The organism is Aureimonas altamirensis (genome assembly GCF_023702225.1).
GTDB classification, from domain to species: Bacteria; Pseudomonadota; Alphaproteobacteria; order Rhizobiales; family Rhizobiaceae; genus Aureimonas; species Aureimonas altamirensis_B.
In genome coordinates, this window is record NZ_JAMQCO010000007.1 from 58,554 (window position 1) to 73,792 (window position 15,239).

18 protein-coding genes are annotated in these 15,239 nt (G+C 65.7%); 11 read left to right on the top strand and 7 right to left on the bottom strand.

Features of this window, described 5'->3' with window-relative positions; genetic code table 11:
• The first annotated feature begins 13 nt into the window (after positions 1 to 13).
• Positions 14 to 2,218, top strand: a complete 2,205-nt coding sequence (locus NDN16_RS12640; RefSeq protein ID WP_251113947.1) for an FAD-dependent oxidoreductase — start codon at positions 14 to 16, stop codon at positions 2,216 to 2,218.
• A gap of 23 nt (positions 2,219 to 2,241) precedes the next feature.
• Here the strand turns inward: NDN16_RS12640 and NDN16_RS12645 are convergent, their stop codons facing one another.
• Positions 2,242 to 3,324 (bottom strand): YihY/virulence factor BrkB family protein, encoded by a 1,083-nt coding sequence (locus NDN16_RS12645; RefSeq protein ID WP_251113948.1) that lies wholly within the window; start codon positions 3,322 to 3,324, stop codon positions 2,242 to 2,244.
• Positions 3,325 to 3,513: 189 nt separating this feature from the next.
• Between NDN16_RS12645 and NDN16_RS12650 the strand changes: the two genes are divergently transcribed.
• Positions 3,514 to 4,143, top strand: a complete 630-nt coding sequence (locus NDN16_RS12650) for a S24 family peptidase (protein WP_251113949.1) — start codon at positions 3,514 to 3,516, stop codon at positions 4,141 to 4,143.
• Between the two features lie 19 nt (positions 4,144 to 4,162).
• Positions 4,163 to 4,831: a thermonuclease family protein gene (locus tag NDN16_RS12655; RefSeq protein WP_251113950.1), complete on the top strand. Its 669-nt coding sequence runs from the start codon at positions 4,163 to 4,165 to the stop codon at positions 4,829 to 4,831.
• Here NDN16_RS12655 and NDN16_RS12660 read toward each other — a convergent pair.
• The 5 genes from NDN16_RS12660 to NDN16_RS12680 form a co-directional block, all read right to left on the bottom strand.
• Positions 4,828 to 6,456, bottom strand: coding sequence for a lysine--tRNA ligase (locus NDN16_RS12660; protein ID WP_251113951.1), 1,629 nt, complete (start codon positions 6,454 to 6,456; stop codon positions 4,828 to 4,830). The two genes, NDN16_RS12655 and NDN16_RS12660, sit on opposite strands and share 4 nt — an antisense overlap.
• Before the next feature lie 61 nt (positions 6,457 to 6,517).
• Complete coding sequence (locus NDN16_RS12665; protein ID WP_251113952.1) at positions 6,518 to 7,360, bottom strand: transporter substrate-binding domain-containing protein; 843 nt, start codon at positions 7,358 to 7,360, stop codon at positions 6,518 to 6,520.
• Between the two features lie 14 nt (positions 7,361 to 7,374).
• Positions 7,375 to 7,641 (bottom strand): DUF2188 domain-containing protein, encoded by a 267-nt coding sequence (locus tag NDN16_RS12670; RefSeq protein ID WP_251113953.1) that lies wholly within the window; start codon positions 7,639 to 7,641, stop codon positions 7,375 to 7,377.
• Positions 7,642 to 7,665: 24 nt separating this feature from the next.
• The gene (locus NDN16_RS12675) at positions 7,666 to 8,373 is read right to left on the bottom strand and encodes a L,D-transpeptidase (RefSeq protein WP_251113954.1); all 708 of its coding nucleotides are present in this window, start codon (positions 8,371 to 8,373) and stop codon (positions 7,666 to 7,668) included.
• Between the two features lie 239 nt (positions 8,374 to 8,612).
• The gene (locus tag NDN16_RS12680; protein WP_251113955.1) at positions 8,613 to 8,753 is read right to left on the bottom strand and encodes a hypothetical protein; all 141 of its coding nucleotides are present in this window, start codon (positions 8,751 to 8,753) and stop codon (positions 8,613 to 8,615) included.
• A 96-nt stretch (positions 8,754 to 8,849) separates the two neighbouring features.
• On the opposite strand from NDN16_RS12680, the gene NDN16_RS12685 reads away from it, so the two are divergent.
• The 3 genes from NDN16_RS12685 (at position 8,850) to NDN16_RS12695 (ending at position 10,543) form a co-directional block, all read left to right on the top strand.
• The gene (locus NDN16_RS12685; protein ID WP_251114150.1) at positions 8,850 to 9,800 is read left to right on the top strand and encodes a DMT family transporter; all 951 of its coding nucleotides are present in this window, start codon (positions 8,850 to 8,852) and stop codon (positions 9,798 to 9,800) included.
• Positions 9,801 to 9,999: 199 nt separating this feature from the next.
• Entirely contained in the window at positions 10,000 to 10,149 is a 150-nt protein-coding gene (locus NDN16_RS12690) for a hypothetical protein (protein WP_251113956.1), read from the top strand.
• Between the two features lie 97 nt (positions 10,150 to 10,246).
• Entirely contained in the window at positions 10,247 to 10,543 is a 297-nt protein-coding gene (locus tag NDN16_RS12695) for a hypothetical protein (RefSeq protein ID WP_143190093.1), read from the top strand.
• 40 nt (positions 10,544 to 10,583) lie between these two features.
• Here NDN16_RS12695 and NDN16_RS12700 read toward each other — a convergent pair whose 3' ends face one another.
• Positions 10,584 to 10,931: an ArsC family reductase gene (locus NDN16_RS12700; protein ID WP_251113957.1), complete on the bottom strand. Its 348-nt coding sequence runs from the start codon at positions 10,929 to 10,931 to the stop codon at positions 10,584 to 10,586.
• A gap of 45 nt (positions 10,932 to 10,976) precedes the next feature.
• Between NDN16_RS12700 and NDN16_RS12705 the strand changes: the two genes are divergently transcribed.
• From NDN16_RS12705 to NDN16_RS12725, 5 genes are all read left to right on the top strand, one after another.
• Positions 10,977 to 11,783, top strand: a complete 807-nt coding sequence (locus NDN16_RS12705) for a DUF72 domain-containing protein (RefSeq protein WP_251113958.1) — start codon at positions 10,977 to 10,979, stop codon at positions 11,781 to 11,783.
• A gap of 13 nt (positions 11,784 to 11,796) precedes the next feature.
• Positions 11,797 to 12,267 (top strand): YbaK/EbsC family protein, encoded by a 471-nt coding sequence (locus NDN16_RS12710; protein WP_251113959.1) that lies wholly within the window; start codon positions 11,797 to 11,799, stop codon positions 12,265 to 12,267.
• A 166-nt stretch (positions 12,268 to 12,433) separates the two neighbouring features.
• Complete coding sequence (locus NDN16_RS12715) at positions 12,434 to 12,715, top strand: acyl carrier protein (RefSeq protein WP_039191744.1); 282 nt, start codon at positions 12,434 to 12,436, stop codon at positions 12,713 to 12,715.
• A gap of 14 nt (positions 12,716 to 12,729) precedes the next feature.
• Positions 12,730 to 13,920: a beta-ketoacyl-ACP synthase gene (locus NDN16_RS12720; protein WP_251113960.1), complete on the top strand. Its 1,191-nt coding sequence runs from the start codon at positions 12,730 to 12,732 to the stop codon at positions 13,918 to 13,920.
• Positions 13,921 to 13,923: 3 nt separating this feature from the next.
• On the top strand, positions 13,924 to 15,210 hold the full coding sequence (locus NDN16_RS12725) for a beta-ketoacyl-ACP synthase (RefSeq protein WP_251113961.1): 1,287 nt from the start codon (positions 13,924 to 13,926) through the stop codon (positions 15,208 to 15,210).
• Positions 15,211 to 15,239: the final 29 nt, after the last annotated feature.

Consider the following 15,239-nt stretch of genomic DNA (forward strand, 5'->3'; position numbering starts at 1 on the left):
GGGAGGCACGGACATGGATTTCAACAACTTCACCCTCGCCGTCGACACCGACGGAATCGCGCTTCTGAGCTGGGATATGCCCGACCGGTCGATGAACGTCTTCACCGAAGAGGTGATGGACGAGATCGAGGCGGCACTGGACGGACTCGTCGCCGACGAAACGGTCAAGGGCATCGTCTTCACGTCCGGCAAGGCCGGCAGCTTCACCGGCGGTGCGGACCTCAAGATGCTCGGCCGCATGCTGGGCGATTATCGCGCGCTCGAGGCCAGCGACCCGCACGCCGCGATGACCCAGTTGTTCGAGCGATGCGGCCGCATGGGCGCCCTGTGGCGCCGCATCGAGACCTGCGGCAAGCCGGTCGTCGCCGCCATCGACGGCACTTGCATGGGCGGCGGTTTCGAACTGGCCCTCGCCTGCCATGGCCGCGTCGCCAGCCCGCGCGCCAGGTTGGGCCTGCCCGAAGTCAAGGTGGGCATCTTTCCCGGCGCGGGCGGCACGCAGCGCATCGCCCGCATGCTCGATACGCAGGCGGCGTTGCAGTTCCTGCTGAAAGGCGAGGCCATCGGCGCCGACAAGGCGCTGGCCATGAAGCTGATCGACAAGGTCGCCGCGCCGGAGGAGCTGGTGGAAACGGCCAAGGCCATGCTGAAGGCAGGCATCCCGGCCGTAAAGCCCTTCGACCAGAAAGGCTACAAGCTGCCCTCCGGGCCTGTCTATTCCGCAGCGGGCGCGCAGCTCTGGCCGGCGGTTTCCTCGCTCTACCGCAAGGAGACGCAGGATAACTATCCGGGTGCGCGCGCCATCGTGAAATGCGTCTACGAGGGCCTTCTCCTGCCGATCGATCTCGGCCTCAAGGTCGAGCAACGCTATTTCGCCTCCGTCCTGCGCTCCACCGAAGCGGGGATGATGATCCGCTCGCTCTTCGTTTCCATGCAGGAGCTCGGCAAGGGCGCGCGCCGCCCGCAGGGCGTGGAGAACCGGCAACCGAAGCGGATCGCCGTCATCGGCGCCGGGTTCATGGGCGCCGGCATCGCCTATGTGTCGGCCATGGCGGGCATCGAGGTGCTGCTGGTGGACCGCGACCTGGCGGCGGCCGAAAAAGGCAAGGCGCATTCCGCCGCGCTGATGGCGGATCGTGTCAGGAAAGGCCGCGCCAAGGAGGCCGAGGCAGAGGCGCTTCTGTCGCGGATCACCCCTGCCGACGGCTATGACGGGCTTGCCGACGTGGACCTCGTGGTCGAAGCCGTCTTCGAGGACCGCAAGGTGAAGGCCGAGGTTATCGCGGCGGCGGCCGCCGCCATGAAGCCGGGGGCGATCTTCGCCTCGAATACCTCGACCCTGCCGATAACCGGGCTTGCCGAAAGCTTCCCGGATGCTGCCCGCTTCATCGGCATCCACTTCTTCTCGCCGGTCGACAAGATGATGCTGGTGGAAGTCATCCTGGGCGACAAGACGGGCGACGAGGCCCTGGCCACGGCTCTGGATTTCGTGCGCGCCATCCGCAAGACGCCGATCGTCGTCAACGACACGCGCGGCTTTTTCGCCAATCGCTGCGTGCTGCGTTATATGTCGGAAGCCTACGACATGGTGGTCGAGGGCGTGCCCCCCGCCATGATCGAGAATGCCGCGCGCATGGCCGGCATGCCGGTCGGTCCGCTGGCCCTGAATGACGAGGTCGCCATCGACCTGTCACGCAGGATCATGCAGGCCACGATGGCCGACCTCGGCGAGGCGGCGGTGGACAAGCGCCATTTCGAGCTCGTCAACCGGCTGGTGGATGCGGGCCGGCTTGGCCGCAAGGCCGGCAAGGGCTTCTACGACTATCCGGCCAAGCCGGCGAAGAAGCATCTGTGGCCGGGCCTCAAGGATCTCTACCCACAGCAGAACGCCGAGGATGTCGATGTCGGGGAATTGAAGCAGCGCTTCCTCGTCACAATGGCGCTGGAGGCCGCACGCACAATGGCCGAAGGGGTCGTCACCGACCCGCGCGAGGCCGATGTCGGCTCGATCCTGGGCTTCGGCTACGCGCCCTACACGGGCGGAGCCCTGTCCTATATCGACGGCATGGGCGTCAAGGCGTTCGTTGCGCTCTGCGAGAAACTGGAGCGGCGGCACGGAGAGCGGTTCGCTCCTATCCCTCTCCTGCACGAGATGGCATCCGCGGGGCAGACGTTCTATGGGCGGTTCCGACCCGCCCGGCAGGCAGAGGCGGCCTGAACCAGGCAGCGCACCGGCGGGGGTCAGTCCTTCTTCTGGCCCCGCTTGCGCCACCAGCCGAACAGGCCGGGCTTCTCGGTGGGCGGCGGTTTGTCGCCCCCGGCGCGCGCGCCGATCGTATCGGCGACGCGGGCGCCGCGCATTCCCAGCGGCGTATCCCCGCGAACCGTGGTGTCGACGGCCGTCTGATGCTCCATCTCGGCGTTGATCTCGGCACCGAGGATGAAGATCACCGATGATATCCAGACCCACATCATGAAGCCGATGACGGCTCCCAGAGAGCCGTACATGGCGTTGTAGTTGGCGAAGTTCCGCAGGTACCAGGAAAAGCCGATCGTTGCGATCAACCACACGGTCGCCGTCAACGTCGCGCCGAAGATCACCCATGTCCAGCGCGCCCGCGCCCGGCTCGGCCCGTAGCGATAGATCATGCCGATGGATACGACCACGATCGCGAACAGGATCGGCCAGCGCCCTATGAAGACGAGGTCGTCGGTGAAGTTGGACGCTCCGATGACGCCCATGATCGCCGGGATGAGGCCGATGGCAATGAACATCACCGAGATGATGAAGATGGCGCCCATCGTGAAGCACAGTGCGACGACATTGAGCTTCAGGAAGCTGCGCTCCTCCTGCTCGCCATAGGCGACGTTCATCGCCTCGAAGAGTGTCTTGATACCGTTATTCGCGCTCCACAGCGCGAAGAGAAGACTGGTCACGAAGCCGACCGACAGGGACGACCTGTCCTGGTTCACCAGATATTCCAACTGCGCGTTGACGAGTTCCAGTCCGGCCTGCGGCAGGAAGCGGCCGAGAAACTCGATATGCCCGGCGATCGTCGCGGGATCCGCCATCATGCCGTAGAAGAACACGAATACGGCGAGCGCGGGAAACAGCGCGAGAAGAAGGTAGAAGGTGGCGCCCGCCGCGATCAGCATGATCCGGTCTTCGAAGAAGGACACGTAGAGGCGCGCGAGTATGTCCTTCCAGCCCTTCCATGGGATGTGCCATGGGCCCTTGGCCGCGCGCCCTCGCCCGGGCTCGCTGGCGCGCAGCTTGGTTTCTTCGCTCGTGTGTGGTGCGAAACGCAGACTTTTCACCACCATGAATGCCCCCCTGCGGCCGGGCCCATCGTCCAACCCGAACGCCTCATAATCGTCTCGTTCGCCTTGGGCAGCAACGTCAATGCCATATTTAGGTCAATGTTCCGCAAGCGGGGAATTGAATCTCATGGTTGCACGATAATATTGCTTGAGTAGTGGTAATTGAGTTGCCTGCTTTCTGACGAGAGACCGATGCTATCGAACGACGAATGGTGGGCGGCCATAGACCGTCTGGCCGAGACGCGCGGTCTCACTCCATCCGCGCTGGCGCGGCAGGCTGGGCTGGACGCGACCTCCTTCAACAAGTCCAAGCGCCGGTCCGGCGACGGCCGCCCACGGTGGCCTTCGACCGAATCCGTCGCCAAGGTGCTGGTGGCGACCGGGACGAGCATGGAGGATTTCCTGGGCATAAAGCGCCCGACCTCCGTGAAGGTGTCCTTGCCCCTGGCCACCGGCGCACAGCTTACCGATGCCCGCCAGTTCGGCTCCGACGGGCCGGTCGCCGGGTCGGGAGCGATGTCGCTGGACATCAAGATCGACGGATCTTCCTTCGGCACCTATGCGCTGGAGGTCGGTAACGAGCGGCAATTCGCGCCCCGCTATGCGGAGGGCGATATCCTGCTTCTGACGCCCGACACCTCGGCTCGGCCCGGCGACCGCGTTCTTGCGGTCCTGTACGGCGACGATTTCGTCATCGGCACGGTCAGGCGCAACGCCCCCGGCCGGGTCGAAATCGCCCCGCTCGATCCGGCGCTGCCGGTGGTTCGCTATGCACGCAAGGCCATCCGCCATATGGCCCGGATCGTCTGGGCGAGCCAGTAGACGTTCGGGGATACTGCGCATGCGTTCGATAAGCCAGGCAATCAAGATCGCCGCGTCGCTTCTGGTGATGTGCCTCGTACTGCTGCTGATCCTGCCCGACGTCTCGAGCTTTCCCAAATGGCCGGATCGCCCAAGCCGGGCCGAGCGGCTGGCCGAGCGGCAGAGCCAGGCAGCGCCTCCCGCACCGGCGCCCGCGCGCCAGGAAGAGCCGCCTGCACAGACGGACGACGCGCCGCCGGAGCCCGAGCCCGAGCCGCAAGCCCCCCCGGAGCCCCAGCCGGCCCCCGAGCAGCCGGCAGGCGATCCGGAGCGGATCTTCCACCGCGCGGTGGCGGTGACGGCCACGGACTTCGAGGCCGACGGCCTGCGGATTTCGCTCGCGGGCGTCGAAAGCCTGCCCTTCGAGGAAACATGCCGGCTCGGCACGCTGTCCGCGCCATGCGGAGCACAGGCGCGCACGGCGCTGCGCGGTTGGCTGCGCGGCCGCAGCCTGTCCTGTGATGTGCCTGCGGACGCGCGCGAAGGCGGCGTCGAAGCCACCTGCCATGTGGGTGGCGAGGATGTGGCCCGCTGGGTGGTGATGCAGGGCTGGGCACGGCCCACACCCGGAAGCGCCTATGAAAGCGCGGCAGAGTCCGCGCGCCGGGACGAGCGCGGCCTCTGGCGCTACGATGGCGAGGGCGGCTAGCGCAGGGTACCGTCCAGCGCCGCTCGGATGAGCGCGCGTGTCTCGTCGATGCCGTACAGCGCCGCGAACGATCCGAAACGCGGGCCGCGCTCCTGCCCAAGCAGGATCTGGTACAGAGCCTGGAACCATTCCACGGAAACGCCCGGGCCGCCGTCCGGCCCTTTCTTCGAAGCGTCCTGATACCGCTCGATGGGCCGGGCCACATCCAGGACGGCGTCCTGGATGGCGGCGGCATCCGCCTCGGCCGGCAGCGCGGCCAGCCTGGCGTCCAACGTCGCCAACGCCTGCCGTTCGATGTCGTCGGGCGCGCGGAACACCTTGGCCGGCCTGACGAAATCCTCGAAATAGGCGAGCGCATAGCCGACGAGTTCGTCCAGTTCGGGCGCGCTTTGCGGCGTCACGCCGGGCGCATAACGCGAGATGAAGCCCCACAATGTCTGCTTGTCGCCGGCATTGGAGGCCGAGACGAGGTTCAGCAGCATCGCAAAGGGAACGTCCACGCCCTTCTCGGGCACCGAACCCGAATGGACATGCCAGACAGGGTTCTGCAGTCGCTGGCGCGTGTCCTGCCGCCGATAGGCATCGACGAAGGCATAGTAGTCGTCGACGGCCTTGGGAATGACGTCGAAATACAGCTTCTTGGCCGCCTTCGGCTTGTTGAACATGTAGAAGGACAGGCTCTTCGGCGAGGCATAGGTGAGCCATTCGTCGATGGTCAGCCCGTTTCCCTTGGACTTGGAAATCTTGCCGCCCTTGTCGTCGAGGAAGAGTTCGTAGTTGAAACCCTCCGGCGGCGTCTGCCCCAGCGCACGGCAGATCCGCGACGACAGCGCGACGCTATCGATCAGGTCCTTGCCGGCCATTTCGTAATCCACCTTCAGCGCCGCCCACCGAAGGGCCCAATCGGCTTTCCACTGGCACTTCACCGCGCCGCCGGTAACGGTCGTCTCGACGCGTTCGCCGGTGTCCGGGTCCATATAGGCGATCATGCCGCGTTCGGCGTCGCGGTCGACCATGGGAACCTGCAACACGTTGCCGCTGCGCGGGCTGATGGGCAGGAAAGGCGAATAGGTGGCCCGGCGGTCGGGCCCGAGCGTCGGCAGGATGATGTCCATGACCTCGTCATAGACGGCCAGCATCTTCAGCAGCATCGCGTCGAACCGGCCGGACGTATAGTAATCGGTCGCGGAAGCGAACTCGTAATCGAAGCCGAACCGGTCCAGGAACTGGCGCAGGCGCGCATTGTTGGCGGCACCGAACGATGGGTAGGCATCGGAAAACGGGTCCGGTACGCGGCTGAGCGGCTTGCCGAGGAAGCTGGCCATGCGCTCGCGGTTCGGGACGTTGTCCGGAATCTTGCGCAGACCATCGAGATCGTCCGAAAAGCAGATGAGGCGCGTCTTGATCTTGTCTTCGGTCAGCACGCGGAACGCATGGCGCACCATCGTGGTTCGGGCGACTTCGCCGAAGGTGCCGATATGCGGCAGGCCCGATGGCCCGTAGCCGGTCTCGAACAGGATCTCAGGTCTGGCGTCCGGACCCTCGACCTTGGGCAGCAGCTTGCGGGCTTCCTCGAAAGGCCAGGCGTTCGACTTCAGGGCCTCGTTCAGAAGTTCCGTATCCATACCTTCAACTCGCCATGCTCGTCATTGACTGTGCGGCATCGTTTAAAGGCAAATGGCCCGGTCAGAAAGCGCTGACCGGAAAATAACGAAGCATCAGCTCCGAGAACCGGCCGCTGGCCACGACCCGCCGCAACGCCTCGTCGAAGCGTGCGGCAAGCTTGGCGTCGTCCGGCGCCAGCGCGAAAGCGAGCCCCTCGCCGAGATACCGGTCGGAAAGATAGGGGCCGCCGATGAACCGGCAGCAATCGGCTGCCGCCTCGCTGGCCAGCCAGAAGGACAGGCTGATGCCATCGCCGAAATAGGCTGCCGCATCCCCCCGGCGCATCGCCGACAGGCCCTGTGCGGCATTCTGCACGGGAACGGCAACCGCCGCCGGAAAGAAAGCGGCCAGCATCGCGGCGTGCGCCGTACCGGCGACGACTGCCACGCGCTGCCCGTCCAGCGAACCGGGAAGATCGTCGCCGAGCGCCGAAGCGGATGGAGCTGCGAATCGCGCCGGAAAGTGAAGATAGGTGCGGGTGAAGGCGAGACGCGCGCGCGATGCCTCGTCGATCCCGACGCCGGCGATGATCGCCTCCCCCTCCCCGGCCAGGAGGGCCGGCTCCAGTTCGGCGAAGGGCCGCGCCTCGATCTGGCAGACGTCCGTTATCGCCATGTCCTCGCAGACGGCGCGCGCCAGGTCGACGTTGAAACCGGTGATCAGCCCGCGTGAATCCAGAAAGCTGAAAGGCGGGAAATCCACGCTCGTCAGGAACCGTATCCGTACGGGCGGAGCAAGCGTCTGCGAGGCTCCGCCACGCTGTGCCTGGTCGATGAAGTTCGGCGTGGCGACCTGCGCCCCCGAACCTCCGGAAAGGGCCAGAAGCGCCGCGATGCTGAGCAGGAATGCCGGAACGCGGCGCATCGAACCCCTCCCGGTCAGCGCCCGGTGCCTTCGGCCACGTCCTCGTCCTCGACGTCGGCCTGCGGACGATCGTCCCCGCGCGAGACCTCGCTGTGCCATTTGCCGTCGGCCGTCTGAAACACGATGCCTTCGGTCTCGCCGCTCAGCGCCTGCCGCGCGGCCGCGTCCTTTGCCGCAGCCAGCGCATCGTCATGCGTCGAGAAGGTTTCCGAAAAGACGTCGTTGACCTTGTAGGCCCATCCGCCGTCATGCTCGACGATCTTGTAGTGTATCTGAGCCACCGTACCCTCCTTGATGAACCGTGGCTAAACCGCGGCTGGGGTTGCCGGGTTCCCCGATCGGTCCGCCGAGCCCGGCTGCAGCACGACGACACGTGCGCCGGTCGGAACCCGTCCATAGAGATCCATGATATCCTGATTGAACAGGCGGATACAGCCGCTCGATACCGAGCGCCCGATGCTCCAGGCCTCGTTGGTTCCGTGAATGCGATACAGCGTATCCACCCCGCCCCGGTACAAATAAAGCGCCCGCGCCCCAAGCGGGTTGGCCGGTCCACCCGGCACGCCGCCCGCAAAGGGGCCGTTGCGCTCCGGGTCGAGGCGGATCATGTTCGGCGTCGGCGTCCAGCGCGGCCATTGCGCCTTGCGCTGGATGACGGCATCCCCCTTGAACCCGAAGCCGGCGCGCCCGACGCCGCAACCATAACGCACGCATTCGCCGTCTTCGAGTACCAGGTAGACGAAGCGCCGCTCCGGATCCACGACCACCGTGCCGGGCGTTTCGGGCCCGTAATACCGCACCACGCGGCGCCAGTACTGCGGATCGACCCCAGTCAGGTCGATCGCCGGAAGCGCGAATTCACCGTCCTGCACCGCGGCGTACATCGACAGATACTGTTGTGGAATCGCCCGACGCGCCGGCTGGACCGGGCTGCCGGTCTGCGCCGTCGCGCACCCGGCAAGGAAGAGCGGCGCGGCAACCATGAAGCCGCGGCGGCTGAGGTGATGTGACATGCTGAACCTTGATATGTCTGACTGACTGCAAATTGGAGTGCTCATGCTTGCAGGACAACGCGCCGCTTTGAGGGCGGGCTGCAAGTTCGCAACACCCTGTTGCAGCAATGCAACTTCCAGTTGTTCATGCCGTCGCGTCGATGGAAGGCGCCAACACCGTCAAACGTCCGATCCGGCAGGGCTTAGACCGTCATGACGGCCGTCGAGGCCACAGTCTGCACGGTCAACGCAACCGGCCATCACACCTGCGTCAGGAACAGCCAGACATAGTAGCCGAGTGCCGAGATCATGAAGACGCAAGCGGCGCAGAAAAGGGTGATGCCCGCGCGCGATGCACGTTTCGCCTGCCGTTCACGCCGCGATACCGGTGCGTTCCCCATCGTCGTCCTCTCGTCCAGTTGCCATGGAAATAGGGCCTGCATGGCGGTGCGGAAGGTGCTACGTCAGGAGCGTCGGGTCGGGAGGGCCGTTTCGGAATCGCCATGTCTAGCAAGTCTTCTTCGGCGCCGGCCGCCAATTCCCTGGCGGGCATCGGGCTGATGCTGTTCGGCGTGTTCATGTTCGCATCGAACGACGCGCTCGGGAAATTCCTCATCGCCACTTTCTCGATCGGGCAGATCCTGCTGATCCGCAGCGCGGCGGCGCTTTTCATGCTGACGCCCTTCATCTGGCGCGAGCGCGCCACGATCCTGAAACCCGAGCGCAAGCGCATCCACCTGTTGCGCATGGTGTGCTCGACAGCCGAGGTCGCGCTGTTCTACGCAGCCTTGTTCTATCTGCCGCTCGCCGATGTCATGACCTTCTATCTGGCCGGGCCGATCTATGTGACGGCGCTGTCGGCGCTCATCCTGCGCGAGCCTGTGGGATGGCGGCGCTGGTCTGCCGTTCTCGTGGGCTTTCTCGGCGTCGTCATAGCCCTCGGACCCAGCTTCCAGGAAGCATCCACCGGCGCCCTGCTGGCGATCGCGGGCAGCCTTGCCTATGCGTTGCTGATCATCTCCACGCGCTCGCTGTCCGGTGCCAGCGGCACGACGCTGATCAGTTGGCAGACGGCCGGCGCCCTCCTTTTCGGGCTGGCGGCGGCTCCGTTCGACTGGGCGCCCATCGACCTGACAGGTTTCGCGCTTCTCGTCCTGCTCGGCCTGATCGCGATGCTGGCCCATGTATGCGTAAACCAGTCGCTGCGGCTGGCCGAGGCTTCGGTGGTCGTGCCGTATCAATATACGCTGATCGTGTGGGCCATCGTCTACGGAACGCTGTTCTTCGGCGACGAGCCGAAGCCGGCACTTCTGGCCGGTGCGGTGCTCATTATCGGATCCGGCCTGTTCATCTTTCTGCGCGAGCAGAAGAAAGGGCATACGCCGACAGCCACGATCGCACCGGACATCGCGACCGTCATCGAGGAAGATCGGCCGCCGCGGCCATGATCCGGCCGCGAAAACGGCACAATCTCCAATCAGAGGTCAGCCCTCCGCTATCGCCCCAAAACTCCTGATTTACAAGCGTTCCGCATTCGTTCAGGTGAGTCGGAATTGCAACGCGCGTTAACCATTTGTGGCGAGGCTATGGCAAAATTATCCACAGACTCTACCCTTGTTTTCCACATGCGAATCGGGGGATTTCCACATGCCGCTTACCGTTATCCTTGCCGATTATCTCTCGGGGGTCATCTCGGCGCGCGAAGCGCTCAAGCGTTCCAAGATGCAGGCGATCGAAGACCTGATCCGCGCGGTGCAGACCGAGCCACCAACCCTTCACAAAATCGTCAAGCAATGACCATCCCGGCTGCCTGTTCTCGCCATACCCGGTGACGAGGCTCCGTCTGCCGCATCGAACGATGCCGGCAAACAGGAACCGAACACGGAGTAAGCCAGTGAAGCCTTGGATACTGGTGGGCGCGCTTGCCGCCCTGGCAGCAGCACCCGCACTCGCCCAGGACGCCACGGCGCCGCAGGCGTCACCCCCAACCTGCGCGGAAGCCCTCCCGCAGATCAACCAGCTCGTCGGCCAGGCCGAATCGAGCGGACTGGAGACCGCACAGGCCAAGACGCATGTCGGCGAAGCGGAGGCCGCACAGGCCCGTTCCGACGAGAACGGCTGCATCCAGGCCCTCGTGCTGGCGCAGAACACCATCCTGGACCAGGTCCGCGACCAGCAGCCACCTTCCTGATGGCCTTCCCTTCGGGCGCCCTTTTCGGGCGTCCGGAGCTTTACAGGAACAGCCGCTCGTATTGCGCCGGGCTGAAGCCGGCCAGAAGGGCGCCGTCGGCCTCCAGCATCGGGCGCTTGATCATCGAAGGCTGCTCCAGCATCAAGGCCTTGGCCCGCTCCGCATCCAGCCCCGACTTCGCCTCGTCCGGCAGTTTGCGGAACGTCGTGCCGGCGCGGCTCAGCACCGCCTCCCAGCCGAGATCGTCGATCCAGCCCTGCAGGCGCGCCGGCTCCGGGGGCTCGATCTTGTAGTCGTGGAAGACATGGGACACCCCATGCGAGTCGAGCCAGGCTCGCGCCTTCTTCATGGTGTCGCAATTCTTGATTCCGTAGATGGATACAGTCACTGTGCGCTCCGATCGAAAACGGTGTTCGGTGAAAGGGTAAAGTTCATGTCAGTCAACCCCTCGATCCGGGTCGGCGTCGGCGGCTGGACCTTCGAGCCGTGGCGCGGCAGTTTCTACGACAAGGGCCTCACCCATTCCCGCGAGCTTGCCTTCGCAAGCCGCAGGCTGACGACGATCGAGGTCAACGGAACATTCTACCGTTCCCAGAGCCCCGATACGTTTCGCAAATGGCGGGACGAGACGCCGGATGGCTTCATCTTCGCGCTCAAGGCGCCGCGCTATGCCACCAACCGGCGCAACCTTGCGGAAGCGGGCGAATCGATAAGCCGGTTCACCGAGGGCGGCATCGCGGAACTGGGCGACAGGCTGGGCCCGATCAACTGGCAATTTGCCGGGACCAAGCGCTTCGACCCCGAGGAGTTCCAGTCGTTTCTACGCCTGCTCCCCGAGGCAGCCGGCGCCCACCCGCTTCGCCACGCCGTGGAGGTGCGCCATGAAAGCTTCCGCGACGAGCGCTTCGTCGATCTGTGCGCCGCGTGCGGAGTTGCGATCGTGACCGCCGCGGATTCCGAATACCCGCTCATCGGCGACCAGACTGCCGATTTCTCATACCTGCGCATCATGGGCACCGTCGACGGCGAGGCACTCGGCTACCCGGACGAGCGCCTTGCCGCCTGGGCCGATACGGCGCGCGCGCTGGCGGACGGGAAAACCCCTGCCGAGCTTGCGCCCGTCCGCCCTGCCCGCAAGAAGGCAGCCGCCCGCGACGTGTTCCTCTACGTCATCAGCGGCGCCAAGGAAAAGAACCCGCACGCGGCCATGGCGCTGATCGACCATCTGGGCCGGCACTGAAAGAACCATCCCGATGAGCCTGCAGTCCGTACGCGCGTTCCTGAAGGAGCACGCCCCCGAAATCGTCGTCATGGAACTCGAGGTCAGCACCGCCACGGTTGCCGAGGCTGCGGCCGGCCATGGCGTCGAGCCCGGACAGATCGCCAAGACGCTGTCCCTGCGTGTCGGCGACAGGGTCGTCCTCGTCGTTGCGGCCGGCGATGCGCGGCTCGACAACCGCAAGGTGAAGCAGCTCCTGGGCGGAAAGCCCCGCATGCTGGACGCCGAGGAGGTGGAGCGGCTGACGAGCCATCCCGTCGGCGGGGTATGCCCTTTCGGCCTGCGCGCTCCCTTGCCGGTCTACTGCGACGTATCCTTGCGCGCGTGGGACATCGTGGTGCCCGCGGCCGGCTCGCGCAACAGCGCGGTGCGTATCGCGCCGGAGCGGCTCGCGGAGATCGCCGACGGCCGATGGGTGGATGTCTGCCAGTCCGCCGTCCCTTGAATACCGGCGGTTTCATTCTTTGCAAAATGGCAGGCGAGACCTTATAGCTTGCGCGCAAAGCCGCGCGGCATTAGGTGCTGCACGACATCATTCGTGGCCCGAACCGTCATAAAATCGCTGCCGTCCTTGCGCATCGATCGGGCAGCCAGCATCAGGAGATGGAACCTTGTCCAACACCTTCGACCGGGTCGCCGACATCATCGCCGAAACCAGCGAGATCGACCGTTCCAAGATCACGCCGGAAAGCCACACGATCGACGATCTGGGCATCGACTCGCTCGATTTCCTGGACGTCGTCTTCGCGATCGACAAGGAATTCGGCATCAAGATCCCGCTGGAAAAGTGGACGCAGGAGGTCAATGACGGCCAGGTCGACACGGAAGAGTATTTCGTCATGAAAAACCTCTGCGCCAAGATCGACGAATTGCGCGCCGCCAAGGCAGCCTGAGGCGCAAGCCCGCCATGGCCAAGCAATCCGTCGTCGTCACCGGCATCGGGCTGGTTTCCTCGCTGGGCGAGGGCGTGGAGTCGCATCTGCGCCAGCTTGCCGGCGCCAGCGCGCCGCAGCCCATCATCGAGGCCGGCGCATACACGCCGGCGCTCGTCCATCCGCTTCCCTCCATAGACTGGTCGACACAGATCGAGCGCAAGGGCGACCTGCGCCAGATGGAGACCTGGCAGAAGCTCGGCACGTATACGGCCGGGCTGGCGCTGGACGATGCCGCCATCCCCAAGGACGAAGCCTTTCGCGCAACGATGGACATGATCGTCGCGGCCGGCGGCGGCGAGCGGGACGAGACCGTCGACGCGCTGGTGATGGCGCGCGCGCGCGGCGTGGAAGACCCACGCGCCGACATCAACGAACTCTTGATGAGCGAATTGCGGCCGACGCTGTTTCTGGCGCAATTGTCCAATCTGATGGCGGGCAACATCTCGATCGTCCATAAGGTGACCGGCTCGTCCCGCACCTTCATGGGCGAGGAAAGCGCCGGCATATCGGCCTTCCATGTGGCGGCGTCCCGCATCGCGGCGGGCCAGAGCCGCATCTGCCTCGTCGGCGGGGCGTTTTCGGCGCAACGCAAGGATATCCTCGTCAATTACGAGTTGGGCGACTACCTGCTGCACGCGCCCTGGCAGCCGGTCTTCTCGCGCAGCGGCAAGGGCGGCTTCACGCCCGGCGGAATGGGCGCCTTCCTGGTTCTGGAATCGGCCGAGTCGGCTGCGGAGCGCAACGTTCCGGCCTATGCGAAGCTGGGCTACGTCGCCGGAGATCGCGGTCCGCGCGACGAAGAAGCGCTCGCTGCCCGCCTGTCGCGCCTGTTGGCCGATAGCGGCGCCGAGGCCCGCGATCTGATGATCCTGTCGGGAGCCACCGGGCTGCAGCCCATCACGGACGTCGAGCGCCGCACGGTTGCCGCCCGCTATCCGGATGCCGCGCTGCGCGCCTACGGCAATGCCATCGGCCACGGCATGGAAGCGCAGTTCGGCATGGGGCTGGCACTGGCCGCGGCGGCGCTGTCGCGCGGGGCGATGCCGGCGCCTGCCGATGGCGGTGAAGAGCGCCCGGCAGGTTTCACGCCCCGGCAGGCCCTCGTGACCACGGTCGGGCATGTTCGCGGCGAAGGTGTCGGCCTTCTCGAGGCGGTAGGTTAAGCCATGAGCGCAGATCTTCTGGACACATTCGGACGGCCTGTCGTCGCCATCACCGGCGTCGGCGTCGTCACCTCGCTCGGCCGCGGCGTCGAAGAGAACTGGGCCGCGCTCACAGAGGGGCGTTCCGGCATTCACCGGATCACCCGCTTTCCCACCGACAATCTGCGCACTACCATCGCAGGCACCGTGGACTTCATGGATGTCGAGCCCTGGAGCGGCATCGACCTGTCCTACGCGCTGGCCGAGGCGGCCGGAACGGAGGCCATCGAGGGCGCCGGCCTGGACGCGCGCCGCTTCGACGCGCCACTGTTCCTTGCGGCGCCTCCGATCGAGCTCGAATGGTCGCAGCGGCTCTATCTCGACAGCCTGCCCGACGCCGTCCTGGAAGAGGCCGGCTACGATCGGCTGATGTTGCTGGCCGCCCGGCGGCATGCACCGGACATCTACCGTCTCACGCTTTTCGGCGGCATCTCCGAACGCCTGGCCGACAGTTTCGGCACACGCGGACTGCCGGTCACCCTGTCCACCGCCTGCGCCTCCGGCGCGACGGCGATCCAGCTCGGCATAGAGGCGATCCGGCGCGGAGAGACCCCGCGCGCGATCGCCATCGGCACGGACGGCTCCGTCGGCGCGGAAGCGCTGATCCGCTTCTCGCTGCTGTCGGCCCTGACCACGGCGAACGACGCACCCGAAAAGGCGTCCCGCCCCTTCTCGAAAGACAGGAACGGCTTCGTCATGGCGGAGGGCGCCGGCGCCGTGGTGCTGGAATCGCTGGAAGCGGCCCGTGCCCGCGGCGCCGATATTCTCGGCATCATGCTGGGCCACGGGGAATCGGCGGACGATTTCCATCGCACCCGGTCCAAGCCCGACGCCACGCCCATCGTAGCCTCCATCCAGCGCGCGCTGGCCGATGCGGGCCTTCGGCCCGAAGATATCGGCTACATCAACGCGCACGGCACCTCGACGCCGGAAAACGACCGCATGGAATATACGGGCCTGTCGAAGGTATTCGGCGATGCGGTGGCCGAGACGCCCATCTCTTCCAACAAATCGATGATCGGCCATACGCTGACGGCGGCCGGCGCGATCGAGGCGGTGTTCTCCACGCTGACGCTCGCACGCGGCGTGCTGCCCCCCACGATCAATTACGACACGCCCGACCCGGCCATTCCGCTCGATACGGTGCCCAATACGGCGCGTACGGCAGAGGCGGCGACCGCCCTTTCCAACTCGTTCGGGTTCGGCGGCCAGAACGTCAGCCTGGTCGTCGGCCGCGCGCCGCGCGACTGACCCGCACGACAGCCCCCTGGACGAAGAGA

What these genes read in the sequence shown, in the direction of transcription:
- NDN16_RS12660 (WP_251113951.1), bottom strand. Translation starts at nt 6,456, where the DNA reads ATGGATACGGAACTTCTGAACGAGGCCCTGAAGTCGAACGCCTGGCCT.
- NDN16_RS12680 (WP_251113955.1), bottom strand. Translation starts at nt 8,753, where the DNA reads ATGGGGAACGCACCGGTATCGCGGCGTGAACGGCAGGCGAAACGTGCA.
- NDN16_RS12655 (WP_251113950.1), top strand. Translation starts at nt 4,163, where the DNA reads ATGCGTTCGATAAGCCAGGCAATCAAGATCGCCGCGTCGCTTCTGGTG.
- NDN16_RS12720 (WP_251113960.1), top strand. Translation starts at nt 12,730, where the DNA reads ATGGCCAAGCAATCCGTCGTCGTCACCGGCATCGGGCTGGTTTCCTCG.
- NDN16_RS12705 (WP_251113958.1), top strand. Translation starts at nt 10,977, where the DNA reads ATGTCAGTCAACCCCTCGATCCGGGTCGGCGTCGGCGGCTGGACCTTC.
- NDN16_RS12725 (WP_251113961.1), top strand. Translation starts at nt 13,924, where the DNA reads ATGAGCGCAGATCTTCTGGACACATTCGGACGGCCTGTCGTCGCCATC.
- NDN16_RS12640 (WP_251113947.1), top strand. Translation starts at nt 14, where the DNA reads ATGGATTTCAACAACTTCACCCTCGCCGTCGACACCGACGGAATCGCG.
- NDN16_RS12650 (WP_251113949.1), top strand. Translation starts at nt 3,514, where the DNA reads ATGCTATCGAACGACGAATGGTGGGCGGCCATAGACCGTCTGGCCGAG.
- NDN16_RS12710 (WP_251113959.1), top strand. Translation starts at nt 11,797, where the DNA reads ATGAGCCTGCAGTCCGTACGCGCGTTCCTGAAGGAGCACGCCCCCGAA.
- NDN16_RS12690 (WP_251113956.1), top strand. Translation starts at nt 10,000, where the DNA reads ATGCCGCTTACCGTTATCCTTGCCGATTATCTCTCGGGGGTCATCTCG.
- NDN16_RS12665 (WP_251113952.1), bottom strand. Translation starts at nt 7,360, where the DNA reads ATGCGCCGCGTTCCGGCATTCCTGCTCAGCATCGCGGCGCTTCTGGCC.
- NDN16_RS12645 (WP_251113948.1), bottom strand. Translation starts at nt 3,324, where the DNA reads ATGGTGGTGAAAAGTCTGCGTTTCGCACCACACACGAGCGAAGAAACC.
- NDN16_RS12675 (WP_251113954.1), bottom strand. Translation starts at nt 8,373, where the DNA reads ATGTCACATCACCTCAGCCGCCGCGGCTTCATGGTTGCCGCGCCGCTC.